The organism is Microbacterium sp. SLBN-111 (assembly GCF_049739645.1).
In the GTDB taxonomy this organism is placed as follows: domain Bacteria; phylum Actinomycetota; class Actinomycetes; order Actinomycetales; family Microbacteriaceae; genus Microbacterium.
On record NZ_JBMGQH010000001.1, the window covers coordinates 3229381 to 3253548 of the forward strand.

Sequence of the window (24168 nt, forward strand, 5' to 3'; positions counted from 1 at the left end):
GACCGTCCACGCGACGAGAGGACGACGATCATGGCGAAGCAGTGGCGGGCGCACCAGCCCGGTCCGGTGGAGAACTGGACGTTCGACGAGGTCGAGGTGCCGCCGCCCGGTCCCGGTGAGGTCACGATCCGCGTCCGCGCGGCCGGGATCAACCCCGCGGATGCCAAGCACGTCGCGGCGCCTCGGCCCGGTGTCGAGTTCCCGGCGCCCATCGGGTACGAGCTGTCGGGCGAGGTCACCGCTGTCGGGCCGGACGCCGTCGGCGGCTCGGGCGAGCTCGCCGTGGGTGACCAGGTCGTGGCGTTCCGGGTCCGGGGCGCGTACGCGACCGAGCTCAACGTGCCCGCGCGCGACGTCTTCCCGAAGCCCGCCACGCTGTCGCACCCCGAGGCCGCGAACCTCCTCCTCGCCGGCGCCACCGCCGCGGAGATGATCCAGGTCACGCGTGCCACCGAGGGCGAGACGGTGCTGCTGCACGCGGCATCCGGCGCGGTCGGCGTGAGCCTGCTGCAGCAGGCGCGGGTGCTCGGCATCCGGGTGATCGGCACGGTCGGCCCCGACTCCGCGGAGTCGGCGGAGCGCGTCCGCCGGTTCGGTGGCATCCCCGTGGAGTACGGCGAGGGTCTTCACGAGCGGGCCGTCGAAGCGGCTGCGGGGGAGCCGATCTCCGCGGCATGGGACGCCGTGGGCACCGACGAGGCGATCGACGTCTCCCTCGCTCTCGTCGCGGAGCGCGATCGCATCGTCACGATCGTTGCGCCCCAGCGGGCGGAGTCGGACGGCTTCCTGTGGATCGCCGGCGCACGTCCCGAGAGCGCCCGGTTCCGTGACATCGCGCGGCCGCGGATCCTCGAGCTCGCGGCATCCGGAGATCTGGAAGTGCCGGTCGCGCGCACGTTCGCGCTGGCCGACGCGAAGGACGCCGTGGGGTTCGTGATGCAGGGCCACCCCGGCGGCAAGGTGGCGCTGCTGCCGTGACCGCGTCGCCGTTCGTGCTGCCGCCGGCGCCGGCGCGTCTCGACGTCGTGCGCGACCGCGTGCGGCTCCGGCCGATCGTTGACGCCGACGTGGACGCGATGGTCGCGTACCGCGGCGATCCCGACGTGTGTCGGTTCCTGCCGTTCGAGCCGCAGAGCGCCGACGACATCCGGCAGCGCATCGGCTACCTCTTCGGCGAGACGAGCCTCGAGGGCGAGCGCGGGGGAGTGGTGCTCGCGATCGAGCGGCTCGACGACGCAGCCGTGATCGGCGACCTCGTACTGTTCCACCTCGACGCGGCCTCCGGCACTGCCGAGATCGGCTGGGTCGTGAGTCCTTCCGCCGCCGGGCGAGGTCTTGCCACCGAGGCCGTGCGCGCGCTCATCGACACGGCGTTCGAGGTTTACGGCCTGCGCCGTCTCGTCGCCCGCATCGACGCGGAGAACGCCCGCTCGATCGCCCTCGCGGAGCGCGTCGGGATGCGCCGCGAAGCGCACCTCGTCGAGAACGAATGGTTCAAGGGACGCTGGAGCGACGAGGTGGATTACGCCGTGCTCGCTCGCGAATGGACCCCGAGCGCGTGAGAGCCGCCGCACGCGAGTGCTACGATCACAGAATGCGCTTCGGTGGCCTGCTTCTTCTTAGCTGCCGCGACGAGTCCTCGTTCTAAGGGCCTTCCTCGTCGCGGAGCTCGTCGTCGGCCCCTTCAGACAGACAAGAGAAGCGACCCCCTCATGAAGAACACGCAGAAGCCCACGTCCGCTCCGGTGCACAAGTACCGTCCGTTCCACGAGCAGATCCGCGTCGACCTGCCCGACCGCACGTGGCCGAGCAAGCGCATCGAGACCGCACCCCGCTGGTGCGCCGTCGACCTGCGCGACGGAAACCAGGCCCTCATCGACCCGATGAGCCCCGAGCGCAAGCGGGTCATGTTCGACCTGCTCGTGAAGATGGGCTACAAGGAGATCGAGGTCGGGTTCCCGAGCGCCAGCCAGACCGACTTCGACTTCGTCCGGCAGCTGATCGAGGAAGACCTCATCCCCGACGACGTCACGATCCAGGTGCTGACGCAGGCGCGCGAGCACCTCATCGAGCGCACGTACGAGGCGATCGCCGGCGCGAAGCAGGCCATCGTGCACCTGTACAACTCCACGTCCGTGCTGCAGCGCGAGGTCGTCTTCCGTACCGACCAGCAGGGCATCGTCGACATCGCCCTCGAGGGCGCCCGCCTGTGCAAGAAGTACGAGGCGACGATCCCCGAGACGGACGTCTACTACGAGTACTCGCCCGAGAGCTACACGGGCACCGAGCTCGAGTTCGCGCTGCGCATCTGCAACGAGGTGCTCGAAGTCTTCCAGCCGACGCCCGAGCGCAAGGTCATCCTGAATCTGCCCGCCACGGTCGAGATGGCCACGCCCAACGTCTACGCCGACTCGATCGAGTGGATGTCGCGGAACCTGAACCACCGCGAGAACGTCATCCTGTCGCTGCACCCGCACAACGACCGCGGCACCGCGGTCGCGGCCGCAGAGCTCGGCTACATGGCCGGCGCCGACCGCATCGAGGGATGCCTGTTCGGCAACGGCGAGCGGACCGGCAACGTCGACCTGGTCGCCCTGGGCGTGAACCTGCTGACGCAGGGCATCGACCCGCAGATCGACTTCAGCGACATCGACCAGGTGAAGCGCACGGTCGAGTACTGCAACCAGCTGCCCGTTCCCGAGCGCAGCCCGTGGGCCGGCGACCTGGTCTTCACCGCCTTCAGCGGTTCGCATCAGGATGCCATCAAGAAGGGCTTCGAGGCGATGGAGGCCCGCGCGGCCGCCGAGGGCAAGCACGTCGACGACATCGAATGGGCGGTCCCGTACCTGCCCATCGACCCCAAGGACCTGGGCCGCTCGTACGAGGCCGTCATCCGCGTGAACTCGCAGTCCGGCAAGGGCGGCGTGGCCTACCTGCTGAAGGCCGACCACGCGCTCGACCTGCCGCGGAAGCTGCAGATCGAGTTCTCCGGTGTCGTGCAGGCCCGCACCGACGCCGAGGGCGGTGAGGTGTCGAGCGCCCAGATCTGGGACATCTTCACCGACGAATACCTGCCCACGACCGACGACGACCAGCGCTGGGGCCGCTTCGAGCTGCTGTCGACCCGCTCGTCGAGCGACATGTCGGGCGATGTCTCGCTGGACGTGACGCTGCGCGACGGAGAGTCGGTCCAGCCGGCGTCGGCGGTCGGCAACGGCCCCGTGGCCGCGTTCCTCGAGATCGTGCGGGCGCAGGGCTTCGAGGTGACGCTGTACGACTACGTCGAGCACGCGCTCAGCTCCGGCGGCGACGCGCAGGCGGCGGCGTACATCGAGCTGCAGGTCGACGACCAGCGCCTGTGGGGCGTCGGCATCGACAACGACATCTCGACGGCGTCGCTCAAGGCGATCGTCTCGGGCGTCAACCGCGCCATCCGTACGCGTGAGCGCTCCGGCGCCCTCGCCGGCGTCTGATCGCCTGAGGTCTCGGCCGTGGCGTACGCCCACGGACACCACGAGAGCGTGCTGCGTTCCCACGCCGCACGGACCGTCGCCGATTCGGCGGCCTACCTGGTGTCCTCGCTGTTCGCCGGCGCTCGCATCCTGGATGTGGGCGCCGGCCCCGGCACCATCACCGTCGACCTCGCCGACCGGGTCTTCCCGGGGCAGGTCGTGGGGATGGATGCCGCTCCCGACGTCGTCGCGATCGCGCGCGCCGCGATCGGCGACCGCACGAACGTCGAGTTCCGCGTCGGCGATGCCTACGCCCTGGATGTCCCGGATGCCTCGTTCGACATCGTCCACGCCCACCAGACGCTCCAGCACCTCGCGCGACCCGTGGACGCGCTGCGGGAGTTCGGGCGGGTGGCGGGACCCGACGGTCTCGTCGCGGCGCGCGACGTGGATTACGGCGGGGTGATCTGGCATCCACGGATCCCGGAACTCGACGAGTGGCTCGAGATCTACCACGGCGTGCATCGCGGATCGTCGGGGGAACCCGATGCGGGCCGCGCGCTGAAAGCGTGGGCGCGCGCGGCCGGGTTCACCCGGATCGAGGCGAGCGCGAGCGTGTGGGTGTTCGACACCCCGGAGAAGCGCGCGTGGTGGGGCGGGATGTGGGCCGACCGTGTCCTGGCATCCGCCTTCGCCGGGCACGCTCTCCGGCTGGGCCTCGCCGACGACGCGACGCTGCAGCGCATCTCCGAGGCGTGGCGCGAGTGGGCCGCCGACCCCGACGGCTGGATCCTCCTCCCGCACGGCGAAATCCTCGCGCGGGCCTGATCGCCGCGTGAGGGGTCAATATCTGTCGCCCGAGGGAGTCAGAAGCGACAGAAATTGACCCCTCACGCAAGCGCGCCGCTCAGGCCTCGTCGTCGCGGATGATGGGGATGCCGGTCGTCTCGACCGCGACCTTGCGGCGGTGCAGCTTCCGCTGCTCGGGGAGCGAGAGATCGAACAGGACCGCGAGCACGCGGATCACCGTCGTCACGACGACGCCGATCACCGCCGCGACCGGGAGCGGCACACCGAACGCGGCGGCGGTCGCGAGGACCGCGCATCCGGCGCCCGCGGCCACGGCGTACAGCGACCCGACGTGCATGATCGCGACGGGGAGCCCCATGAGGACGTCGCGCAGCACGCTTCCGCCCGCGGCGGCGACGACGCCGACGAACACCGCCGGCACCGGGGGCAGCCCCACCGCGAGCGCCTTCGACGTGCCGAACGCGCCGAACAGCCCGATCACGACCGCGTCGAGGAGCACGATCGCGCGGTTGAGGCGCTGGAAGATCCCCGACAGCAGCATTCCGACGAGGGATGCCACGGTCGCGGTGATCAAGTACCAGTTGTTCTGCAACGTGGCCGGGGGCAGCCCGAGCAGCAGGTCGCGGATGAGTCCGCCGCCCATCCCGAGCAGGATGCCGATGATCGCGACGCCGAGCAGATCCAGCCGCCGCTGCCCCTGGAAGCCGGAGGCGAAGAGCGCACCCTGCACTCCGCCGAGGGCGACGGCGGTGAGGTCGGCCCACAGCGGGATGATGAAGACGGGCGGGTTCACGGCATCCATTCTCCCGGGGACCGACCGCGGGGTCGCGCGCGGCGCACCGCCGACTCCCGGGGTCGCGGGCGGATAATGGACTGTGCCCACCTACCGCGACGAAGTCGTGGTCCTGCGTACCCACAAACTCGGGGAGGCGGACCGCATCGTCACCCTCCTCAGCCGTCGCCACGGCAAGATCCGCGCGGTGGCGAAGGGCGTTCGGCGCACGTCGTCGCGGTTCGGTTCGCGGCTGGAGCCGTTCATGGTCGCCGACGTGCAGCTGTACCAGGGCCGCACGCTCGACATCGTGCAGCAGGCCGAGTCGCTCGGCGCGTACGGGGCCGACATCGCGCAGCACTACGACCGCTACACCACCGCCAGCGCGATGGTCGAGACGGCGGATCGGCTGAACGAGGCCGAGGCCACGCCGCAGCAGTACCTGCTGCTGGTCGGGGGGCTCCGCTCTCTCGCACGCGGCGACCACGCGGCGCGGAGCGTCCTGGACTCGTATCTCCTGCGCGCGATGGCGCTCTCGGGCTGGGCTCCCGGTCTCGGCGAGTGCGCGCGATGCGGCACGGTCGGCGAGCACGACTACTTCCTCGTCCAGCTCGGCGGCGTCGTGTGCTCGGCCTGCGCACCGGCGGGTTCGCCGCGGGTCGCGCGGGAGACCGTCGATCTGCTGCGCGCGCTCATCGCGGGGGAGTGGGACGTGGTGGATGCTGCCCCCGAACGCACCACCGCCGCCGCCTCGGGCCTCGTGGCCGCGTACGCACAGTTCCACCTGGAGCGCGGCATCCGTTCTCTCTCGCACCTGGAATCGAGTCGATGACCCCGAAGCCGTTCACGCACCGCAACGCCGAGCCCTACCGGCCCCTCGACTGGACGGGGGAGTACCCGCCGGCCTTCCCGAAGGGATCGGTGCCCGCGCACATCGCGATCGTCATGGACGGCAACGGGCGCTGGGCGAACCGCCGGGGCCTGCCGCGGATCGAGGGACACCGGGCCGGCGAGGCGACGATCCTCGACATCGTCGCGGGCGCGATCCAGGCGGGCGTGAAGCACCTGTCGCTCTACGCGTTCTCGACGGAGAACTGGACGCGGTCGCCCGACGAGGTGCGGTTCCTCATGGGCTTCAATCGCGAGGTGCTCCAGCGGCGCCGCGATCAGCTGAACGAGTGGAACGTGCGGGTCCGCTGGGCGGGCCGTCGCCCTCGGCTGTGGGGTTCGGTCATCAACGAGCTCCAGGCCGCGGAGCGCCTGACGGCCGGCAACGACGGCCTCACCCTCACGATGTGCGTCAACTACGGCGGTCGCCTGGAGATCGTGGATGCCATGCGCCGCCTCGGCGAGGAGGTCGCCGCCGGGCGCCTGAAGCCGTCGGCCATCAGCGAGAAGATGATCGCGAAGAACCTCTACGTGCCCGACATGCCCGATGTCGACCTGTTCCTCCGCTCGAGCGGAGAGCAACGCACCTCGAACTTCCTCTTGTGGGAGTCCGCGTATGCCGAGATGGTGTTCCTCGACACGCTGTGGCCCGATTTCCGACGCCAGCATCTGTGGGACGCCATCGGTCAGTACGTGTCCCGCGATCGACGGTTCGGCGGCGCCGTCGACACCCCGGCAGCGACCTGAATGCCGCTTTCGGAATAAAGCCCTCCACCCGAAAGGTTGCACACGACATGACGGATGCCATCAAGATCGACGTGTGGAGCGACATCGCCTGCCCCTGGTGCTTCATCGGGAAGCGCAACCTCGAGAACGGCCTCGCCGCCACCGCCGATGACGACGACGCCCCTGTCGTCGAGATCGAGTACCACTCGTTCGAACTCTCGCCCGACACCCCCGTCGACTTCGTCGGCGGCGAGGTGGACTACCTGTCGCAGCACAAGGGCATCTCGCCCGCTCAGGCGCGGGAGATGCTCGACCGCGTGACCGGCGTGGCCGCCGAGGCGGGCCTGGAGTACCGCTTCGACATCCTGCAGCACACGAACACCGTGAAGGCGCACGAGCTGCTGCACTTCGCCAAGGAGCACGGGCGCCAGCTCGACCTCTCCGAGCGCCTCATGGCTGCGTACTTCCTCGAGGGCAAGCACGTCGGCCGCGACGACGACCTCGTCGAGCTCGCTGTGGAGATCGGGCTGGATGCCGAGCTCGCCCGCGAGGCGCTGACCTCGGGCCGTTTCCGCGACGCGGTGCGCGCCGACCAGGCGCAGGCGCAGGCCTACGGCATCAGCGGAGTGCCCTTCTTCGTGATCGACGGGAAGTACGGCGTCAGCGGCGCGCAGCCGGTCGAGGCCTTCACGCAGATCGCCCGCCAGGTGTGGGGCGAGAGGCGAGCGGCCGCGAACGAGCCGGAGACCGCGCAGGCGTGACCCCTCCTCCCCAGGCCTCCCCGCGTCCACAGCGACACCGCGTGGGCGCGGGGTCTGGGAGAATGGAACGATGACCACGGCATTGGCCCCGACGCGCGCGCTGCGCATCGGCCCCATCGAACTCGACGCCCCGGTCGTGCTCGCGCCCATGGCCGGAATCACCAACACGGCGTTCCGGCGACTGTGCCGCGAGTACGGCGCCGGGCTGTACGTGAGCGAGATGATCACGACCCGCGCGCTCGTCGAGCGCAACGACACCACGATGCGTCTGATCCGGCATCACGAGTCCGAGACGCCGCGCTCGATCCAGCTCTACGGCGTCGACCCGGCGACCGTCGAGGCCGCTGTGCGCATGATCGTCGAGGAAGACCACGCCGATCACATCGACCTCAACTTCGGCTGCCCCGTTCCGAAGGTGACGCGTCGCGGCGGCGGCGCCGCGCTGCCGTGGAAGCTCTCGCTGTTCCGCGAGATCGTGGAGCGCGCGGTGCGCGCGGCGGGCGACCTCCCGCTGACGATCAAGATGCGCAAGGGCATCGACGCCGACCACCTCACGTACCTCGAGGCCGGACGCATCGCCGAGGGCGCGGGCGTGTCCTCCATCGCGCTGCACGCGCGCACGGCATCCGAGTTCTACTCCGGGCAGGCCGACTGGAGTGCGATCACGAAGCTCAAAGAGACCGTGACCGGCGTCCCCGTGCTCGGCAACGGCGACATCTGGTCGGCCGCCGACGCGGTGCGCATGATGGACGAGACCGGGTGCGACGGCGTCGTCGTCGGCCGCGGCTGCCTCGGGCGCCCGTGGCTGTTCGGCGACCTGGCCCGCGCGCTCGGGCGCCCGGGCGCGGCGCACGGCGAACCCGTCGACGCGACGCTCGGTTTCGTGGCGCAGGCGTTCCGCCGCCACGCCGAGCTGCTGGTCGAGTTCTTCGAGGACGAGGGGCGTGGATGCCGCGACATCCGCAAGCACGTCGCCTGGTACTTCAAGGGGTATCCGGTCGGCGGTGAGCTGCGGGCGAGCCTCGCGACCGCCTCGACGCTGGAAGAGATCGACGACCTCCTCGCCACGATGGACCTCGACGCGCCCTACCCGGGCGAAGCGGCCGAGGGCCAGCGCGGTCGCGCCGGCACTCCGAAGCGCCCGGCGCTGCCCGACGGCTGGCTCGACTCCCGCGAGATCGGCGACGCCGCCGGCCGCGAGCTGGCGGAAGCGGAGCTGCACCACAGTGGCGGGTGAGGTGGCGGTGGGCGTCGCGCGCCCGTCCGGGTACGACGACGTCGACGCCGCCCGGTTCCACGAAGAGCAGCACCGTTCGCAGCGCGATGATTTCGCGCGCGATCGTGCGCGTGTGCTGCACTCGGCGGCGCTCCGCCGTCTCGCCGCGAAGACCCAGGTCCTGAGCCCCGCGAGCCCCGCCGACTTCGCGCGCAACCGCCTCACGCACTCGCTCGAGGTCGCCCAGGTCGGCCGCGAGCTCGCGACGGCGCTCGAGCTGTCGCCCGACGTCGTCGACACCGCGTGCCTCAGCCACGACCTCGGCCACCCGCCGTTCGGCCACAACGGCGAGCGGGCGATGAACGAGTGGGCGGAAGACATCGGCGGTTTCGAGGGCAACGCGCAGACGCTGCGGATCCTCACGCGCCTCGAGCCGAAGGTCATCGGCCCGGACGGGCACTCGTTCGGGCTCAACCTCACGCGGGCGAGCCTGGATGCCACGTGCAAGTACCCGTGGACCGCCGACGCTCCGCTTCCCGACCCCGGCGGCCGGTTGAAGTTCGGCGTGTACCCCGATGACGAGCCGGTGTTCCACTGGATGCGCGGGACAGCGCCCGGACGCGTGCGCTGCATCGAGGCCGAGGTCATGGACCTCTCCGACGACATCGCGTACTCGGTGCACGACTTCGAGGACGCGGTCGTCAACCGGTACATCGACCCTGCCGCGTTGGCATCCCCGGCCGGTCACGAGTCGCTCCTCACCGCGATCCAGACGTGGGTCGGCTACGACTTCTCCCGCGACGAGCTCGCCGACGCCCTGTACCGGCTGATGCGGCTGCCCGAATGGATCGAGTCGTTCGACGGCTCCCGCCCCGCGCTCGCGCGGCTGAAGAACCTCACGTCCGACCTCATCGGGCGCTTCGCGCGTGCCGCCACGACCGCGACTCGCGAGGCCTACGCCGTCCGCGACCTCACGCGGTACCGCGCGCACGTCGTCGTCCCGCGCGTCGTCGAGGCCGAGATGGCGGTGCTCAAGGGCATCATCGGCGCGACCGTCGTGTCGATCGACGGCCGCAAGGCGCTGTACCGCGAGCAGCGACGCGTGCTGAAGCGTCTGGCATCCGCCCTGTGGGAGAACCCGGGGTCGCTCGACACGCTGCACCTGCCCGATTTCGAGGGCGCGACGGACGACGTCGCGCGCCGCCGCGTGGTCGTCGACCAGGTCGCGAGCCTCACCGACCAGCTCGCGATCGCGTGGTACGGCCGGCTCGTGGGCGACGTGGATGCCGCCGAGCTCGGCGTCTGGGCGCCGGGTGCGCGACCGCCGCGGGGAGCGGATGCCTGATGGCGGGGCGTATCCGGCAGGCCGACATCGACGAGGTCAAGGCGCGGGTCAACATCGCCGACGTCGTCGGTGAGCGCGTCGCGCTGAAACCCGCGGGCGTCGGGTCGATGAAGGGTCTGTGCCCCTTCCACGACGAGCGCAGCCCCAGCTTCCACGTGCGACCCCAGGTCGGGTACTACCACTGCTTCGGGTGCGGCGAGTCGGGCGACGTGTACTCGTTCCTGCGCGCGATGGACCACGTCTCGTTCACCGAGGCCGTCGAGCGCATGGCCGCCCGCGTCGGGTACACGCTGCACTACGAGGACGGCGGTGCTGCGCCCGAGACCACCGGTCGGTCCCGCCTGTACGCGGCGAACGCCGCCGCCGCGGAGTACTTCCGCGCGCAGCTGCTGTCGCCGGAGGCCGACACCGCCCGCCGGTTCCTCGGCGACCGCGGCTTCGACGCGGGAGCCGCGGCGCACTTCGGCGTCGGGTACGCCCCGAAGGGCTGGTCGTCGCTCATGGACCACCTGCTCGCGCAGAAGTTCTCGCGCGACGAACTCGTGCAGGCGGGCCTGGTGTCGCAGGGCCAGCGCGGGGTCTACGACCGGTTCCGCGGACGCGTCGTGTGGCCGATCCGCGACGTCACCGGCCAGGTGATCGGGTTCGGTGCGCGCAAGCTCTACGACGACGACCAGGGCCCGAAGTACCTCAACACCCCCGAGACGCCGATCTACAAGAAGGCGCAGGTCCTCTACGGCCTCGACCTCGCCAAGCGCGACATCTCGCGCGAGCACCGCGTCGTCGTGGTCGAGGGGTACACCGACGTCATGGCCTGCCACCTCGCGGGCATCACGACCGCGATCGCCTCGTGCGGCACGGCCTTCGGCAGCGACCACATCACGGTGCTCCGGCGCGTGATGGGCGACGACACCGCCGCGGGCGAGGTCGTCTTCACCTTCGACCCGGATGCCGCCGGGCAGAAGGCGGCGCTGCGCGCCTTCGCCGACGAGAAGCGTTTCGCGGCGCAGACGTACGTCGCCGTGGCTCCCGAGGGCCTCGACCCGTGCGACCTGCGCCTGCAGCGCGGCGACGGTGCGGTGCGCGCCCTCCTGGACAACAAGGCGCCGATGTTCGAGTTCGTCATCGACCAGCGCCTGAAGGACTACGACCTCTCCAGCGTCGAGGGGCGGGCGGGGGCGCTCCGCGCCGCGGCGCCGATCGTCGCGGACATCCGCGACCCCGCGCTGCGGCCCGGGTACGTGCGGGTGCTCGCGCGGCGGCTCGGTCTCGACATCCCCGAGGTGCAGAGCGCCGTCGAACGCGCGGCGCGCGGCGCCGACCGAGCCGAGAAGCGCGACGCGCAGCGCGGGGGAGCCGAGGCACCCCCGCCCGTCGCCGTCTCGGTGACGATGGCGTCGCTGCCGAACACGCGCGACGTCGCCCTCGAGCGCGGCGCGATGATGGCGTTCCTGCAGTACGGGCACCGCATCGAACCCGACCTGTTCCTTCGCGCCCTGCAGACCCCGTTCGGCCACCCCGCCCTCGAGGCGGTGCGGAGCACGCTGGCATCCACGGATCTGTCCCAGCCGGGCTGGGCCGTCGCCGCCGTCGAGGCGGTGCGGGAGCCGTTCCGGACGCTCGCCGCCGAACTGCTCACGGCGGAGTTCCCGGCGCGCAGCGAGGAGGGCGCGGTGGCCTCCGCGAACGACCTCGCGCGCGGACTCCTCGTGCGCGAGCTGGAGCGCGAGAAGAACGAACTGCTGCGCGGCATCCAGCGCGTTCCCGCCGATTCGGAGGAGGGTCGCCGTCTGCGGTTGCGACTGCGCGAATTGGATGCCGACCGGCAGCGGTTGACCGCGGGCTGACGCCGCGCGGCGCGATCGGCTGGCGCGGACGCCGCCGGTCGGGGAGGATGTCAGCATGCCCCGGTCCCTCGACACCGCCGTCGCCGTCCGTGCCGACGACCTCTCGCTCGCCCGTAACGGCGTCCGTGTGATCGACGGCGTGACCTTCACGCTCGCGGCCGCCGGCAGCCTGGTCGTGATGGGCCCGACGGGGTCGGGGAAGACGTCGCTGGCCTCGCTGCTCGCGGGTCGCCCCGACGAGGGACTGACCGTCGTCGGGGGAGACGCGCGCGTGCACGGCATCTCGGCGCGGCATCCCGGTCGCGCGCTGCGCGAGTGGACGTTCCACACCGGGTACCTGCCGCAGGGCGCGGGCGCGAACCTGCCGGCGCGACTCACGGTGCACGAGGTCATCTCGGAGCCGATCACCGCGCGGGACCGCCGCGTCAACACGCGCGCCCTCGCTGTGCGCGTCGCGACGCTCCTCGACGAGATGGAGTTGCCGCTCGGCGCCTCGCCGAAGTACCCGTACGAGCTCAGCGCGGGCATGCGGCAGCGCGTCGCACTCGCCCGCGCCCTGGTGCTCGAGCCGCGCCTCTTCGTCGCCGATGACCTCTACGCCAACCTCGACGTCGAGGTGCGGCAGGCCGTACGCGCGGCGCTCACGCGCCGACGGGACGAGCGGGGGATGGCCTCGCTCGTCGTCACGAACGACTCGGACGCCCCGCGCGACCTGGATGCCGATGTCCTCGTGCTGCGCGCCGGGCACGTCGTCGCGTACGGTCATGGCACCGAGGGTCTGCAGTGGACGCCCGACGGCGCGCCCGACCGACGGATTTCGGCCGGCTGATTTTTCCGCTGCGCCGCGGTGCTGTTAGTATCGTCTGGTTGCCCGCCGCCAGGTGGGCATGATCCTCGGTAGCTCAATTGGCAGAGCAATCGGCTGTTAACCGATAGGTTCTTGGTTCGAGTCCAAGCCGGGGAGCGAGAGACCCGCGTCCATCTAACGCGGCTCTCACCCTAGGCCCGGGCTTCCACCCCGGGCCTTACTTTTTGCCCGGATCCGCCTCGTCGTCGAGGCGGTGCTCCTCGGCCTCCGCCGGGTTCGCCTCCATGTCGGGGACGATCGAGGTGTCGTGCCGGTCGGTCTTCTGCGCGGCGGGGTCGGGGATGGGGGTGCGGTCCTGTTCGGTCATGCGCCCAGGCGATCACGGACCGTCGCCGCGGTCGATCCCGTTGACAGCGCGTCCGGGTCGGTGCCCTGGGAGCGGTTCCAGTAAGCTCGCTCCGGCCGCATCCGGCGGTCCGAGAGGATGCCGCCGCCCGTGCCCACCGCCCCGACCCGCACGCGTCTCGACCTCCAGGGACTCCGCGCGCTGGCCGTCCTCGGCGTCGTCGCGAGCCATCTCACCGGGTGGCCGACCGGCGGATTCGCGGGCGTCGACGTGTTCTTCGTCCTCTCGGGGTTCCTCGTCACCGGCATTCTGCTCCGCGATCTCGCGACCACCGGATCGATCGACCTGCGCGCCTTCTTCGCGCGCCGTATCCGGCGCCTGCTCCCCGCCGCGCTGCTCGTGCTGGCGACGGTGGTCGGCCTCGGCTTCGCGGTGTTCCACAGCGCCCGCGCCGAGCAGACGCTGGGCGACGCGCTCTCGGCACTCGGTCTGGTCTCGAACTGGCGGTTCGGACTCGAGGGGCGCGACTACTTCTCATCCACCGACGTCTCGCCGCTGCAGCACTTCTGGTCGCTGTCGATCGAGGAGCAGTTCTCGCTCGTGTGGCCGCTCCTCCTGCTCGCCGCTGTCGCCTTCCTGCCCGCGGCCGCGCGGCGGGGCCCCGCGGCACGCCGGCTCACCGGCGTTATCGCCCTCGCGCTCGTCGCGGCCTCCACGGTGGCCGCGGCGCAGCTCACCGCGACCGATCCGGCAGGGGCGTACTTCTCGACGCTCGCGCGGGCCGGAGAACTCGGCGTGGGTGCCGTGCTCGCCGCCCTCGCGCCCGTCCTCGGCCGGATGCCGGCACCGCTGCGCGGCCTCCTCGCCTGGGGCGGACTCGCGGTGGTCGTGGCATCCTTCGTCCTCATCGAACCCACCTCGCCGTTTCCCGCTCCGTGGGCGGCGCTCCCCGTGGCCGGTGCGGCGCTCCTCATCGCGGGCGGCATCGGGGGAGACCCGCGCCACCGCCACCTCTTCCCGCTCACCAACCCGCTGAGCGTCGCACTCGGCAACGTCTCGTACTCGCTGTACCTGTGGCACCTGCCCGCGATCGTGTTCGCGGAGGTCCTCCTCCCGCCCGGACCCTTCTGGATGCCGATCGTGCTGCTGATCACCGCGGTCCTCACGGTCGCGACCTACCTGGGTATTGAGCAACCGATCCACCGTTCGCCGTGGCTCGAGCGGAGCCGTACCGTGACGGAGGAGGAGCAGGTCGTGCCCGAGCCGGTCGCCCCAGCACCGGCGCCTGCCGCACGACCGGCGGCGCTGGCCTCCCGCCCGGCCGGATGGGTGCCCGGCCAGCGCTACTACCCCGGTTCGCGTCCCCGGATGACGGAACCGGATGCCGTGCCCCCGGCGCCCGAACCGCAACCGGTGCCGGAACCGCAGCCGACCCCGGCACCGCCCGTCGCGCCCGCACCCGAACGGCAACCGGAACCCACCGCCGCCCGCCCCCTCACCTGGGCCGCGTGGCGCGAACGCTTCTCCGCCCGCATGGGACTCGCCGCCGCAGTGCTGACGATCGGCGCGGGGGCCACAGTGCTCGCCGTGTTCGTCGCGTACGGCGCTCCTGTCCTGCAGCTCCCCGGTCTCGTGGCCGCGCCGACCGCCGACCCGGCGGAAGTCGCCGAGGCCCTGCCGACCCTGCAGGCGCAGCTCGCCGCCGCCGTCAGCGCGGACGCCTGGCCCGACCTCCACCCCGGACTCGACGAGGTCATCCGCGAATCGTCGTCCGACAACCGGGCGCACGACTGCTTCACCCCCGACATCGCCCCCGACCCCGCACGATGCACGTTCGGTGACCCCGCGGCATCCCGTCATCTGTATCTCGTCGGCGACTCCAGCGCGATGGCGTACGCGCCGGCGATCGCGAAGCTCGCGGAGCAGAGCGGGGGAGCGTGGCGCGCGACGACGGTCGGAATGTATGGATGCCGCTTCACCGACGTCATGATCGAGAGCCGCGATCCGGCGGTCAACGCTGGGTGCGAGACCCGGAAAGCGCAGGTGCGGGCGATGGTCGCCGCCGATCCGGCCGACCTCGTCATCGTCTCGAACGCGTTCACGCTCGGCACGGCGGTCGGCGGGGCGTCGCTCGATCCGACGCAGCTGGCCGCGTCGACGTTCGCGGAGATCGGCACCTGGGCGCCGGCCGGACGCACAGTGTTCCTCTCCCCGCCGCCCCACGGCGCCGACCTCGACCGGTGCTATTCGCCCGTAACCGGCCCGTCGGCGTGCCTCGCCGCGGTGGACGACGTGTGGACGCAGATGGAGACCGCGACCGAGGCCGAAGCCGCGGCCACCGGCAACAACGCCATCAGCGCGCTGCCGTTCACGTGCTGGCAGAACGTCTGCCCGGCCTTCGCGGGCGATACGCCGGTGCGGTACGACGACACGCACCTGACGCCCGCGTTCGCCGAACGCCTAACCCCGATCCTGCAGCAGGAGCTACAGTCCCGCGGGCTGTACTGAGACGCGTCACGCGTCGATGTCGTCGACTCCTGGCATCCAGGAGGCGCCGGGCTTGCCCCACTTGCGCTTCTTCGCGATCTTCGCGACCGTGCGGCTGTCCTCCTCGTCGAGGCGGTCGACATAGAGCACGCCGTCGAGATGGTCGAACTCGTGCTGCAGGATGCGGGCACGCCACCCCGAGACCTCGATGCGCACCGGCTGGCCGTCGAGGTCGACGCCCGTGAGGAGCGCCGCCTCGGAACGGCGCAGCGGGAAGCGCTCACCCGGGAACGAGAGGCATCCCTCGGACTCCTCGTCGGGGTCGGGATAGCCGGGCTCGAGCGGACGGATCCACAGCTCGGGGTTGATTACGACCCCGCGCCACAGCTGACCCTCGTCGTCCTCGTACGTGTACGTGAAGATGCGCAGGCCGACGCCGACCTGGGGGGCCGCGAGGCCCACGCCGGGGGCGGCATCCATCGTCTCGAACATGTCGGCGACGAGCGTGCGGATGTCGTCGGTGATTTCGTCGACGCGGGAAGCGGGGGCGTGCAGGACGGGATCGCCCATGATGCGGATAGGGAGAACGGCCACGTCACCAGCCTATGCGGCGATACGGCGGCTATCGTCGGAGGGTGATTCCGCTCGATGTCTCCCTCACCGACGGTATCGATCAGCTCGTCGGCGTCTTCCGCGATCCCCGCATTCTGCTCGGTATCCCGCTGGCGCTGCTGGGCGCGGTCTTCATGTCGTTCGGCGCGCAGTACCAGCACCGCGGGGTGCAGAAGGTCGAGCGACTGTCCGGCAAGACGACCGGCGGACTCTCGCGGTCGCAGGTGACGTCACTGCTGACGCGCCCGTCCTGGGTGGCCGGCACGCTGATGCTCGGCCTCGCGATCGTGTGTCAGCTCGCGGCTCTGTCAGTCGCTCCGCTGATCCTCGTGCAACCCCTTGGCGCGATCGCGCTGGTGATCACGACGATCCTCAACGCCCGGGTGACCCACCACAAGCCGACGCGGCAGTCGCTCATCGCGATCGCCGCGTGCGTCGGCGGCATCTTCATCTTCGTGACGATCGCGGCGTTCTTCGCGACCGAGCACATCGTCACCTCGCGCGAGCTGCTGATCATCCTCGGCATCCTGGCCGTGGTGGTCGTGGTGTTCGGGGCGTTCTGGTTCCTCGTGCGCCGTCGCGCGCAGGCGCTGTTCTACATCATGGCCGCGGGCGTCATCTACGGTTTCGTCGCGACGCTCGCGAAGGTCATCATCAGCCGCATCCAGGCCGGGAATTTCGAGTGGCTGACGTTGCTGTGCGTCGTGGCGCTGCTCGCCGCGGTCGCGGTCGGCGCGTACTTCGTGCAGACGGCGTACTCGGTCGGGCCGCCCGACCTCGTGATCGCCGGTCTCACGGTCATCGACCCGATCGTCGCCGTGCTCATCGGCCTGGCGGTCCTCGGCGAGGCGTCGACGGCTCCCGCGTGGGCCCTGATCGGCTTCGTGATCGCCGGCGCGATCGCGACGTGGGGCGTCATCCAGCTGACCCGCCACCACCCCCAGGTGACGGCCGACGGCAAGCGCAAGAAGCCCCGCGTCGTCTGACGGCTTCGCCGCGCCGAGCGCTCTCGATCCGGTCGAGCGCTCACGCTCCGGTCGACCCGCCCCTGGGCGCTCGACCCGATCGTGGACTCTCGGCGGGGTGTGCGGGGCGTCAGATCACGTGATCCGGCAGCTTCGGCGAGGAGGGATGGATGCCGGTAGGCTCGGGGAACACAGGGGGCGGTGGCCAAGCTGGTCAAGGCAGCGGGCTCATAACCCGACGATCGTGGGTTCAAGTCCCACCCGCCCTACTCAAGCCCTCCGACAGGCAATGCCTGATTGGGGGGCTTTTTTTGCTCAGGACGCGCGGATTCCGGGGTCTGCCCAAACATTGCCCACATCCGCTGCGGAGTTCGCGCGGGTGTTGAGGAGCGAGGCGACGTTGTCGAGGTCGTCGTCGAAGAGATCCGCGTACGTGTCGAGCGTCATGGCGGCCGACTTATGCCCGAGAATTCCCTGGAGCACCTTCACGTTGGCGCCTGCTGACACGGCGAGGGATGCCGCGGTGTGGCGCAGGTCGTGCGGCGTGAGCCGTTCGATCTCGGCGGTCCGCAGGCCGTGAGGAACCATGACTTGGACGTGTGCGGCTGGCGGATGTAGTTCGCGCCATCGGTGAAGATGGTGTCGTCGGGGCCCTTCGCGATGCAGAGCGCCGCGAGCGCGTGGTCGAGGAACGCGGGGAACGCGACAGTGCGGCGCTCCCAGGACTTCGGTTCGCCTTCGTGGAAGAGGCGTCGATCTCGACGACGGGCGGCGCACGTGGAGCCGGCGGCGGGGCATGTTGAGGTCGCGGACGCGGAGTCCGACCGCCTCGCTCCATCGGATGCCGGTGTATGCGAGGAGCACGACGAGGGTGGAACTCGTGGGGTCAGCGATCGCGGTGGCGAGGCGCATGACCTCGGCGTCGGTGAGGTAGCGACGGTGCGCCTTCCCGGTTGTCTTCGGGACGTTGTCGGCGCCGCGCGCGGGGTTGCTGTGGATGCGGCCGTCGCGCGTCGCGTCATCGAGGATCCCGGCGAGCGCTCCCACGTCGCGGAGCACGCTCGAGGCCGATAGAAGCTTTCCGTTCTTGCGCCCCCCGAGCCCCTCGGCCAGGGCCTTCCCGGCGCCGAGTTGGGTGATCCATGCTTCGACGTCGGATGCCTTCACGTCTAGCGACGGGCACGCGCCCGCACTTCGGGAGGACATAGACGCGCCAGGTTAGATCGAGCGGTCGGTACGACGACGGTTTGAGCCCCTCTTTCTTCGCGAGCCAGGCAGGCCCGAGGTGGGAGACGGTGACGCGCCCGGCTGTCGGGTCGACGAATTGCCCGATCGCTTTCGACACGCTGACGGATGCCAGGAACAGCTCGGCGTCGCGCTTCGTGCGGAACCCTCGCTTGCCGGTCCGCGTCTTGCCTGGCTTGCGGTAGCGGACCCGGTATCGCTTCCCTGCCGCGGTGTCGTAGGGCGTGATGGTGCCAGCCATCAGGCGCTCTCGGGAGCCTCGAGCCGCTAGGTCCATCCGCCCGCGCCCAGCCGCAGGTCGCACATAGACGACGTCGGGCGATTCCCCCTCGACCTGGATGCTCAGGAGCACCGCTCGGTAAACCTCGACGATGCTAAGCACGACGCCGAGTTCGTACGCTATCGCGCCAGGGTGGCCCTCGTGCAGCTCCTCCGCTCGCCTGTAGTCCTCGTGACGGATTGGCCGCAGGGCCGCAGGGCCGCCCACTCCTCGGCGACGCGCTCCTGCTTCGCCGCTTCCGGGCCGAAACGGCTGGGCACGTGGCCGAACACGGCGTGTGCAAGCTCGTGGGCGAGGACTGATCGATGTAGTCGGCTGGACATTCCGCGGCGGAGGCGGATGGCGTTGTGGCGGTGGCGGTACTCCCCGTCACGGTCGGGTGGCAGAAGCGAGTATTCGATGCGCACGTCGGCCGCTGCAGCCCGGCACGACGGCGACGCTCTACCAGGGCAGTCTCGTCTGGTTCACCAACGACCCATGGCCAACCGCGGCACCCGGCACCGCTGACGGCGTCATCCCCGCGCTGTGACCGACCGGAGAGGACGAAATCCAATGGATCTGACCACGCTGACCGATGAGCAGCTCGCAGAGCATCTCAACGCGGTGCTCGCCGAGCAGGAGCGGCGCCAGCGACTCGCCGCGGTGCCGCAGCAGCTCGCGACCATGGCCGCGCAGTACGTCGCCGACGGTGGCAGCCGGGAGGTCATCATCGAAGCCGTCACCGGAGCGCCCGACGCCCCGGCATGAACAAGACCGCCCCCGGCGTCCTTCACCCCTCGTGGTGGGCGGACCCCGGGGGCGTTTCGCATTTCCCCTACGGCCGACAGAATGAACGGCATGAGTCACTACACGCTGATTGATGGCCCCCTGAGGGGGCACGCTGTCGAAGAACTGCCTGAAGGCTACGAGGTCTCGGAGACATCAGACCGAATCGGCGTGTGGACGCAATCGCGCATCGACAGCGACGAACTCTACGCATCGGCCCTCGCCATGGACGACGCAGCGAATCGCATCGAAACGCAGGTACTCTCCACCTTCGGTGACGGGATCGTCGTCGCGAAGGACAGCGATGAGACAGATGCCGCGCTGCGCGCCTTCCGCGAAGCCCGTGAACGTCAGGCTCGCGTTCTCCGCAGAATGACTTCGGACCCTCACTGAGCCGCCTGACCCCACCCCTGCGGGGCCCTTGAACCACAACACCCCCGGCGTCCTTCATTCTCGGATGAACGGACGCCGGGGGCGTTCGGCGTTAGGTGGCGCGCGGTGGTATCGGTCGAGATCTCACTCCCGCAGTGAGGTAGGCCACCTCGCCTACTCGATCGGCGATGTCCTGGGTCATCCAATGGGTGAGCCGAACATCGCCCCCATCCGGGGGCCAGAGCTTGCGGGCGGTCGGACCGGCGAGCTCGCGCGTCCGGTCATCGAACTGTTCCACTTTGACGCGGGGGGCGCGAGATGACGGAAGGATGACGTGGACGTAGAGGCCGCCGAGGGAGAAGCTGACCACGTTGATGCGGTGGAACTCGTCGCGATGGTCGTTGGCCCGGACGAATTCTTGCATCGCCGGATCGAGTGGTTCTGGGTGCAGCGATCCGTTCGATCCACCCTCCTTTAACAACTCCCTCGAGAGTCCGGCCCGAACGATGGCCCGCTTCGGGGGTAGCTGAGATTGGTAGAAGTCGTGGAGCATCTTCGGGTGCGCGTGCCAGTCACGGCCGCGGTTCACCTCAGCGCGGAGTAGAGCCACCTTCACTGCCCAGGTTGCGAAGGCTTCGACCCGGTCGGCGGGGATCCTTTGTTCCCGGAGGTTGGCGAGTTCGATGACGAGTGGGCCGACTGCCAGATCCATGTGATTCATCCACGACTCGTTGCATGGCTTGCAGACGCCCCCAACCTGAGCCTCGAACATCGACACGGGCATTTCCGTCAGCTTCTCGTCGCCGCTGCGGTAGCTGGTGTAGTCCAAGCGCACGGTCGCAGGGCTGTGCGGGATGTGCTTTCCCCAGGCTCTGTGGAAAATGTGCTCACGGCTCATCTTGTTCGTGACCGACCCGCAGAAAATGCACCCTCGCCGGCTCATTCAGACAGCCCTGCATGATTGTCCCTGGGCTTCGGCTTGCGCCCTGCGCCGGCACCCTTCCCTGGCCGCGCGGCGTGCCAGGTGTCGATCGTGTCGGGAAGCCAGCCTCGGACGTCGCCGATCATCGCATCGGGCTCGGGCAGCTTGTAGCGCCCCAGCGAGGCGGGCTTGACGCCGATGCGCTCCCCGAATTGAGCGCGCGAGAGGTAGTGCTGTGTCATCGTCGCTCACCGCCGATCGTGGCGTAGGCGGCGAGGGCACCAGTGAGCACCGCGAAGGCGCCCGCCCAGGTACTGCCTACGCTTAAAGCGACGACAGCGGTGACGAACGCGAGCACGGTCGCGGCGTATCCGTATGGCTTCTTCATGGTGGGTGTCGGACAATGGACGGAGGTACTAGGTCTACTTCCGGCCCCCTCTGGATATTCCTTCTTCCGTTCACCGGCCTTTCGCCACAGCGCGAGGGCTGTGATGGGGGCTGCGGTGGCGGTGATCAGTTTGACCAGGTTGTCCACTATCTCGGACATCTCACCTCCTGTCTGTTGTTGTGCTCTAATCACACAACCTTACGATGCATTATGCAACGTTAGGATGTATGGAACGTCACCGCTTTACTGTCGCCTCCGCCTGCCGTTGCCGGTGAGCTCACCCCAATGGCCACAGCACCGCCCGACGGTGCGAGGGACGCGAGCATGGCACCGTGGACCTTGAAGCACGCGGGACGCAGCGAGGACGCCCACCCGAGCACCACGCCGTCACGCTCGGCACGCTAGGCGATGACGCGGCCGGCGTCGACACGGCGGATCTCGATCGCGCCCGTACTCCCGGCCCTGAGGGTCAATTATCCGCCACGTCCCAGGCGGGTCTTCGACGGCGGCCATGATCGGGTGCCACTCAGCCACGGGATTCCCCTTTCCCCGGCCGAGAGTGCACCAGGCTACGTCACTCCACCGCCACGGGGATGACGTGGATGCGGCACGCGTGGCACTAGGTCGCCGCGATCACCGACCCGCAGAGCGGGCACGCGAGCGGTGGCGGGAGGGGCATCGGGGGATGCGTAGCCCGGATGTCGGAGGCCCCGAGGAGACTGTCCACACGCCCAGCATCGAGATGACGGAGCTGCTCGACTTCGAGGAGCAGTGGGCGAGGTGGTCAGGCCAGAAGGGCGACGCGATCCGCGCCCGCTTCCACGTCCCACCTGCGCGGTACTTACAGCTCCTGGAGCGCGCGATCGATACGCGAGAAGCGCTCGAGGCCAAGCCCATGCTCGTCCGAAGACTCCTGCGTCAGCGAGCTGCCGGTGGCCGTCGACAGGCGAGCTAATCTGCCCACATTTTGCCCACATTCACCCCCGCCGCACCCGTGCGTACGCCACCGCACACCACCGCATGACCCGCGCGATTCCGCGGGTAACGCGGTGCCAGGCGGGCGTGGAGAGAGTTCAAGTCCCACCCGCCCTACTCTCGGGTTCCCCCGGATCCGTCGGGTCCGTGCGTGCGCGGGGCAGACGGGTACGCCCGCGGCTGGAAGGATCGTGGACATGACCCCACCCCGGACGCGACGGATCGCGCTGCCCGCCGTCGCCGCGATGGCGGCGCTCGTCCTGGCCGGCTGCGCCGACGATCAGTTCGAGAGCACGCCGTCCGACACGGTGTACTGCGTCGACGAGCAGAACACGATCGTCGACGAGTCCCTCTGCGACGACACGAGCACCGGGCACAGCGGCGGAGGCTCGGCGCTGGCGTGGTTCCTGATCGGCCGGTACGCGGGTGGTCTCCCGGTGGGCTCGCGGCTGGACCCGGCGATGTCGACGTCCCGCTTCGCCGCGAGCGACGCGGCGGCGCGCGCGGCCGCGGGGCTGTCGTCGAGCGGGCGCGTGTCCAACGGGATCTCGGCCTCCACGGGCAAGCCCGCCGGATTCGGCAGCGGGTCCGGGGGATCGGGCGGCAAGCCCGGCGGCTTCGGCGGCGACGGCGACGGCGCCCACGGGACGGGCGGCTGAGCATGCAGCGTCGTCTGATCCCGGCGCGGCCCGACTACCTCGCGAGAGTGCAGGAGGCGGGTCTCGTCTACACGCACGAGGACCCGCGATCCGATCATCCGGAGCTCTACCGCTACTGGCGGGATGACGCCTATTACGAGATGACCGCCGACGACATCGTCGCCTTGGAAGAGGCATCCACTGCGATCTTCCGGATGCTTCAGGATGCCGGTGACTGGCTGTTGTCGCCACAGGGGGCGTGGCATCTCCAGAAGTTCCAGATCCCGACGGTCGCGATGCGGGCCGTCGTCGACAGCTGGAACGAGGAGCCGGCGTGCGGCTCGATCCTCGGGCGGTACGACTTCCGCTTCGGCGGGGTCGCGCACCCCGACCCCGGCCTGCGCACGCCGAAGCTCTATGAGTTCAACGCCGACACGCCCACCTCGCTCGTCGAGTCGCTCGTGCAGTGGGACTGGTTCGAGGACAACCGGCCGCGTTTCTCTCTCGAGCCGGGCGGCCAGACGGTCTCGCAGTGGACCAACATGTACGAAGACCTCATCGCCGCGTGGAAGCGGAACCTGGCGCTCATCTCGGCGAAGATCGGCCATGAGCCCACGGTGTTCTTCGCGTGCAGCGAGGTCGACCCCTCGCACGAGGACGAGATGAACACGCTCGTCCTTCGCGACACGTGTCAGCTCGCCGGCTATCGCGTGGAGACGATCTACATCGAGAACATCTGGCTCGGTGACGACGGTCGCTTCTACGCCGGGCAGGGCGGCGAGCACATCGACGTGATCTTCAAGCTCTACCCGTGGGAGCACCTCGCGCGCGAGCAGAACGCCGACGCGATCTTCGCCGACCTGCTCCACTCCGGCCTCGACCGGAACCCGTACTCCGGCGGGACGATCTGGATCGAGCCGCCCTACAAGATGCTGTGGAGCAACAAGGCGATCCTCCCCGTCCTGTGGCACCTGTTCGGGAAATCGGAGGACGGTCGGAAGTATCTCCTCCCCGCCTGGTTCGACGGCGACGAGCCGTTCTCGGTGAACCGCACCGGGTACGCGCGGAAGCCGATCCTCGCGCGCGAGGGCGCCGACATCACCCTGAGTCACCCGAGCGGCGTGCGGATCCGCGGTGAGGAACAGGGCTATGGCGCGGAAGGTTTCATCGTGCAGGAGCTCGCGGAACCGCCGCGGTTCCGGCGACGAGAGGAGGGCGTCGACGTGAGCACCGTGGTCGGCGTGTGGATGATCGACGGCGAGCCGTCCGGCATGGCCGTGCGCGAGAGCCGCGGCCCGATCACCGACAACTTCGCCAACTTCCTCCCGCACACGGTCGTCGGCGGCCCGCGATGACCTTCCTCTTCCCGTACGACGACGAGGGCGACAGCGCACAGCCGATCTGCCCGTCGTGCGGCATCACGATGCATCCGCTCCTGGATGAGGGAGTGGATGCCGACGAGTGCCGGGAATGTGGCTTCCGGCTCGCGTGGTCGCGCTCCGGAGGTCAGGACGACGAGGACCCCTGGGACGACTGACACGGATGTCG

Annotated in this window: 27 protein-coding genes and 2 tRNA genes; 21 read left to right on the top strand and 8 right to left on the bottom strand. The window is 70.0% G+C overall.

All coding sequences use genetic code 11. From position 1 onward, the window contains the following. The first annotated feature begins 30 nt into the window (after nt 1–30). From RKD05_RS15040 to RKD05_RS15055, 4 genes are all read left to right on the top strand, one after another. Nucleotides 31–978: a quinone oxidoreductase family protein gene (locus RKD05_RS15040; protein WP_424711114.1), complete on the top strand. Its 948-nt coding sequence runs from the start codon at nt 31–33 to the stop codon at nt 976–978. Further along, nucleotides 975–1562, top strand: coding sequence for a GNAT family N-acetyltransferase (locus RKD05_RS15045; protein WP_424711115.1), 588 nt, complete (start codon nt 975–977; stop codon nt 1560–1562). The genes RKD05_RS15040 and RKD05_RS15045 overlap by 4 nt, the downstream gene beginning before the upstream one ends. A gap of 150 nt (nt 1563–1712) precedes the next feature. Further along, nucleotides 1713–3473, top strand: coding sequence for a 2-isopropylmalate synthase (leuA, locus tag RKD05_RS15050; RefSeq protein ID WP_424711116.1), 1761 nt, complete (start codon nt 1713–1715; stop codon nt 3471–3473). Nucleotides 3474–3491: 18 nt separating this feature from the next. After that, nucleotides 3492–4280 (top strand): methyltransferase domain-containing protein, encoded by a 789-nt coding sequence (locus tag RKD05_RS15055; RefSeq protein WP_424711118.1) that lies wholly within the window; start codon nt 3492–3494, stop codon nt 4278–4280. A gap of 79 nt (nt 4281–4359) precedes the next feature. Here RKD05_RS15055 and RKD05_RS15060 read toward each other — a convergent pair whose 3' ends face one another. Further along, nucleotides 4360–5055 (bottom strand): trimeric intracellular cation channel family protein, encoded by a 696-nt coding sequence (locus RKD05_RS15060; protein WP_424711119.1) that lies wholly within the window; start codon nt 5053–5055, stop codon nt 4360–4362. Between the two features lie 82 nt (nt 5056–5137). On the opposite strand from RKD05_RS15060, the gene recO reads away from it, so the two are divergent. The 8 genes from recO (at nt 5138) to RKD05_RS15100 (ending at nt 12781) form a co-directional block, all read left to right on the top strand. Further along, nucleotides 5138–5866, top strand: a complete 729-nt coding sequence (gene recO, locus RKD05_RS15065) for a DNA repair protein RecO (RefSeq protein WP_424711120.1) — start codon at nt 5138–5140, stop codon at nt 5864–5866. After that, nucleotides 5863–6669 carry an isoprenyl transferase gene (locus tag RKD05_RS15070; protein ID WP_424711121.1) on the top strand — a complete coding sequence of 269 codons (807 nt, stop codon included), beginning with the start codon at nt 5863–5865 and terminating at the stop codon, nt 6667–6669. Before recO ends, RKD05_RS15070 begins: the two co-directional genes overlap by 4 nt. A 47-nt stretch (nt 6670–6716) precedes the next feature. Next, nucleotides 6717–7409 (top strand): DsbA family oxidoreductase, encoded by a 693-nt coding sequence (locus RKD05_RS15075; protein ID WP_424711123.1) that lies wholly within the window; start codon nt 6717–6719, stop codon nt 7407–7409. Between the two features lie 70 nt (nt 7410–7479). Then, entirely contained in the window at nt 7480–8646 is a 1167-nt protein-coding gene (gene dusB / locus RKD05_RS15080) for a tRNA dihydrouridine synthase DusB (protein ID WP_424711125.1), read from the top strand. A gap of 1 nt (nt 8647) precedes the next feature. Next, nucleotides 8648–9970: a deoxyguanosinetriphosphate triphosphohydrolase gene (locus RKD05_RS15085; RefSeq protein WP_424711127.1), complete on the top strand. Its 1323-nt coding sequence runs from the start codon at nt 8648–8650 to the stop codon at nt 9968–9970. Then, on the top strand, nt 9970–11817 hold the full coding sequence (gene dnaG / locus RKD05_RS15090; protein WP_424711128.1) for a DNA primase: 1848 nt from the start codon (nt 9970–9972) through the stop codon (nt 11815–11817). Before RKD05_RS15085 ends, dnaG begins: the two co-directional genes overlap by 1 nt. Nucleotides 11818–11872: 55 nt before the next feature. Further along, nucleotides 11873–12646: an ATP-binding cassette domain-containing protein gene (locus RKD05_RS15095; RefSeq protein WP_022878001.1), complete on the top strand. Its 774-nt coding sequence runs from the start codon at nt 11873–11875 to the stop codon at nt 12644–12646. 62 nt (nt 12647–12708) lie between these two features. Continuing rightward, a tRNA-Asn gene (locus RKD05_RS15100) sits at nt 12709–12781 on the top strand. Between the two features lie 61 nt (nt 12782–12842). Here RKD05_RS15100 and RKD05_RS15105 read toward each other — a convergent pair. Continuing rightward, a complete protein-coding gene (locus RKD05_RS15105; RefSeq protein WP_424711129.1) occupies nt 12843–12992 on the bottom strand; it encodes a hypothetical protein in 150 nt (49 codons plus the stop codon). A gap of 129 nt (nt 12993–13121) precedes the next feature. Between RKD05_RS15105 and RKD05_RS15110 the strand changes: the two genes are divergently transcribed. Beyond that, nucleotides 13122–15479: an acyltransferase family protein gene (locus tag RKD05_RS15110; protein ID WP_424711130.1), complete on the top strand. Its 2358-nt coding sequence runs from the start codon at nt 13122–13124 to the stop codon at nt 15477–15479. 6 nt (nt 15480–15485) lie between these two features. Here RKD05_RS15110 and def read toward each other — a convergent pair whose 3' ends face one another. Continuing rightward, the gene (gene def / locus RKD05_RS15115) at nt 15486–16052 is read right to left on the bottom strand and encodes a peptide deformylase (protein ID WP_424711131.1); all 567 of its coding nucleotides are present in this window, start codon (nt 16050–16052) and stop codon (nt 15486–15488) included. Between the two features lie 41 nt (nt 16053–16093). Between def and RKD05_RS15120 the strand changes: the two genes are divergently transcribed. Together RKD05_RS15120 and RKD05_RS15125 are read left to right on the top strand one after the other, a co-directional pair. Then, entirely contained in the window at nt 16094–17056 is a 963-nt protein-coding gene (locus tag RKD05_RS15120) for a DMT family transporter (protein WP_424711132.1), read from the top strand. Nucleotides 17057–17230: 174 nt separating this feature from the next. Further along, nucleotides 17231–17304 (top strand) — tRNA-Ile (locus tag RKD05_RS15125). A 46-nt stretch (nt 17305–17350) separates the two neighbouring features. On the opposite strand, the gene RKD05_RS15130 is transcribed toward RKD05_RS15125, so the two are convergent. Both RKD05_RS15130 and RKD05_RS15135 read right to left on the bottom strand, forming a co-directional pair. Continuing rightward, entirely contained in the window at nt 17351–18241 is an 891-nt protein-coding gene (locus tag RKD05_RS15130) for a tyrosine-type recombinase/integrase (protein WP_424711134.1), read from the bottom strand. Nucleotides 18242–18679: 438 nt separating this feature from the next. Beyond that, on the bottom strand, nt 18680–18967 hold the full coding sequence (locus tag RKD05_RS15135; protein ID WP_424711135.1) for an ImmA/IrrE family metallo-endopeptidase: 288 nt from the start codon (nt 18965–18967) through the stop codon (nt 18680–18682). Nucleotides 18968–19112: 145 nt separating this feature from the next. Between RKD05_RS15135 and RKD05_RS15140 the strand changes: the two genes are divergently transcribed. Together RKD05_RS15140 and RKD05_RS15145 are read left to right on the top strand one after the other, a co-directional pair. Further along, nucleotides 19113–19307: a hypothetical protein gene (locus RKD05_RS15140; RefSeq protein WP_424711136.1), complete on the top strand. Its 195-nt coding sequence runs from the start codon at nt 19113–19115 to the stop codon at nt 19305–19307. 90 nt (nt 19308–19397) lie between these two features. Then, on the top strand, nt 19398–19718 hold the full coding sequence (locus RKD05_RS15145) for a hypothetical protein (RefSeq protein ID WP_424711138.1): 321 nt from the start codon (nt 19398–19400) through the stop codon (nt 19716–19718). A gap of 91 nt (nt 19719–19809) precedes the next feature. Here RKD05_RS15145 and RKD05_RS15150 read toward each other — a convergent pair whose 3' ends face one another. The 3 genes from RKD05_RS15150 to RKD05_RS15160 all read right to left on the bottom strand — a co-directional run bounded on the left by RKD05_RS15150 (nt 19810) and on the right by RKD05_RS15160 (nt 21007). Continuing rightward, the gene (locus RKD05_RS15150) at nt 19810–20526 is read right to left on the bottom strand and encodes a hypothetical protein (RefSeq protein ID WP_424711139.1); all 717 of its coding nucleotides are present in this window, start codon (nt 20524–20526) and stop codon (nt 19810–19812) included. A 110-nt stretch (nt 20527–20636) separates the two neighbouring features. After that, the gene (locus tag RKD05_RS15155; RefSeq protein ID WP_424711141.1) at nt 20637–20861 is read right to left on the bottom strand and encodes an XRE family transcriptional regulator; all 225 of its coding nucleotides are present in this window, start codon (nt 20859–20861) and stop codon (nt 20637–20639) included. Next, complete coding sequence (locus tag RKD05_RS15160) at nt 20858–21007, bottom strand: hypothetical protein (protein ID WP_424711142.1); 150 nt, start codon at nt 21005–21007, stop codon at nt 20858–20860. Before RKD05_RS15160 ends, RKD05_RS15155 begins: the two co-directional genes overlap by 4 nt. A 742-nt stretch (nt 21008–21749) precedes the next feature. Between RKD05_RS15160 and RKD05_RS15165 the strand changes: the two genes are divergently transcribed. The 4 genes from RKD05_RS15165 (at nt 21750) to RKD05_RS15180 (ending at nt 24157) form a co-directional block, all read left to right on the top strand. Continuing rightward, the gene (locus RKD05_RS15165) at nt 21750–21962 is read left to right on the top strand and encodes a DUF3263 domain-containing protein (RefSeq protein WP_424711144.1); all 213 of its coding nucleotides are present in this window, start codon (nt 21750–21752) and stop codon (nt 21960–21962) included. A gap of 217 nt (nt 21963–22179) precedes the next feature. Then, complete coding sequence (locus RKD05_RS15170; RefSeq protein WP_424711145.1) at nt 22180–22641, top strand: hypothetical protein; 462 nt, start codon at nt 22180–22182, stop codon at nt 22639–22641. Between the two features lie 2 nt (nt 22642–22643). Continuing rightward, nucleotides 22644–23975, top strand: coding sequence for a glutathionylspermidine synthase family protein (locus tag RKD05_RS15175; protein ID WP_424711147.1), 1332 nt, complete (start codon nt 22644–22646; stop codon nt 23973–23975). Next, nucleotides 23972–24157, top strand: a complete 186-nt coding sequence (locus RKD05_RS15180; RefSeq protein WP_424711148.1) for a zf-TFIIB domain-containing protein — start codon at nt 23972–23974, stop codon at nt 24155–24157. The genes RKD05_RS15175 and RKD05_RS15180 overlap by 4 nt, the downstream gene beginning before the upstream one ends. The last annotated feature ends 11 nt before the right edge of the window (nt 24158–24168 follow it).

What these genes read in the sequence shown, in the direction of transcription:
- RKD05_RS15040 (WP_424711114.1), top strand. Translation starts at nt 31, where the DNA reads ATGGCGAAGCAGTGGCGGGCGCACCAGCCCGGTCCGGTGGAGAACTGG.
- leuA (WP_424711116.1), top strand. Translation starts at nt 1,713, where the DNA reads ATGAAGAACACGCAGAAGCCCACGTCCGCTCCGGTGCACAAGTACCGT.
- RKD05_RS15070 (WP_424711121.1), top strand. Translation starts at nt 5,863, where the DNA reads ATGACCCCGAAGCCGTTCACGCACCGCAACGCCGAGCCCTACCGGCCC.
- RKD05_RS15075 (WP_424711123.1), top strand. Translation starts at nt 6,717, where the DNA reads ATGACGGATGCCATCAAGATCGACGTGTGGAGCGACATCGCCTGCCCC.
- dusB (WP_424711125.1), top strand. Translation starts at nt 7,480, where the DNA reads ATGACCACGGCATTGGCCCCGACGCGCGCGCTGCGCATCGGCCCCATC.
- dnaG (WP_424711128.1), top strand. Translation starts at nt 9,970, where the DNA reads ATGGCGGGGCGTATCCGGCAGGCCGACATCGACGAGGTCAAGGCGCGG.
- RKD05_RS15095 (WP_022878001.1), top strand. Translation starts at nt 11,873, where the DNA reads ATGCCCCGGTCCCTCGACACCGCCGTCGCCGTCCGTGCCGACGACCTC.
- RKD05_RS15105 (WP_424711129.1), bottom strand. Translation starts at nt 12,992, where the DNA reads ATGACCGAACAGGACCGCACCCCCATCCCCGACCCCGCCGCGCAGAAG.
- RKD05_RS15130 (WP_424711134.1), bottom strand. Translation starts at nt 18,241, where the DNA reads ATGTCCTCCCGAAGTGCGGGCGCGTGCCCGTCGCTAGACGTGAAGGCA.
- RKD05_RS15140 (WP_424711136.1), top strand. Translation starts at nt 19,113, where the DNA reads ATGGATCTGACCACGCTGACCGATGAGCAGCTCGCAGAGCATCTCAAC.
- RKD05_RS15145 (WP_424711138.1), top strand. Translation starts at nt 19,398, where the DNA reads ATGAGTCACTACACGCTGATTGATGGCCCCCTGAGGGGGCACGCTGTC.
- RKD05_RS15155 (WP_424711141.1), bottom strand. Translation starts at nt 20,861, where the DNA reads ATGACACAGCACTACCTCTCGCGCGCTCAATTCGGGGAGCGCATCGGC.
- RKD05_RS15160 (WP_424711142.1), bottom strand. Translation starts at nt 21,007, where the DNA reads ATGAAGAAGCCATACGGATACGCCGCGACCGTGCTCGCGTTCGTCACC.
- RKD05_RS15165 (WP_424711144.1), top strand. Translation starts at nt 21,750, where the DNA reads ATGACGGAGCTGCTCGACTTCGAGGAGCAGTGGGCGAGGTGGTCAGGC.
- RKD05_RS15170 (WP_424711145.1), top strand. Translation starts at nt 22,180, where the DNA reads ATGACCCCACCCCGGACGCGACGGATCGCGCTGCCCGCCGTCGCCGCG.
- RKD05_RS15175 (WP_424711147.1), top strand. Translation starts at nt 22,644, where the DNA reads ATGCAGCGTCGTCTGATCCCGGCGCGGCCCGACTACCTCGCGAGAGTG.
- RKD05_RS15180 (WP_424711148.1), top strand. Translation starts at nt 23,972, where the DNA reads ATGACCTTCCTCTTCCCGTACGACGACGAGGGCGACAGCGCACAGCCG.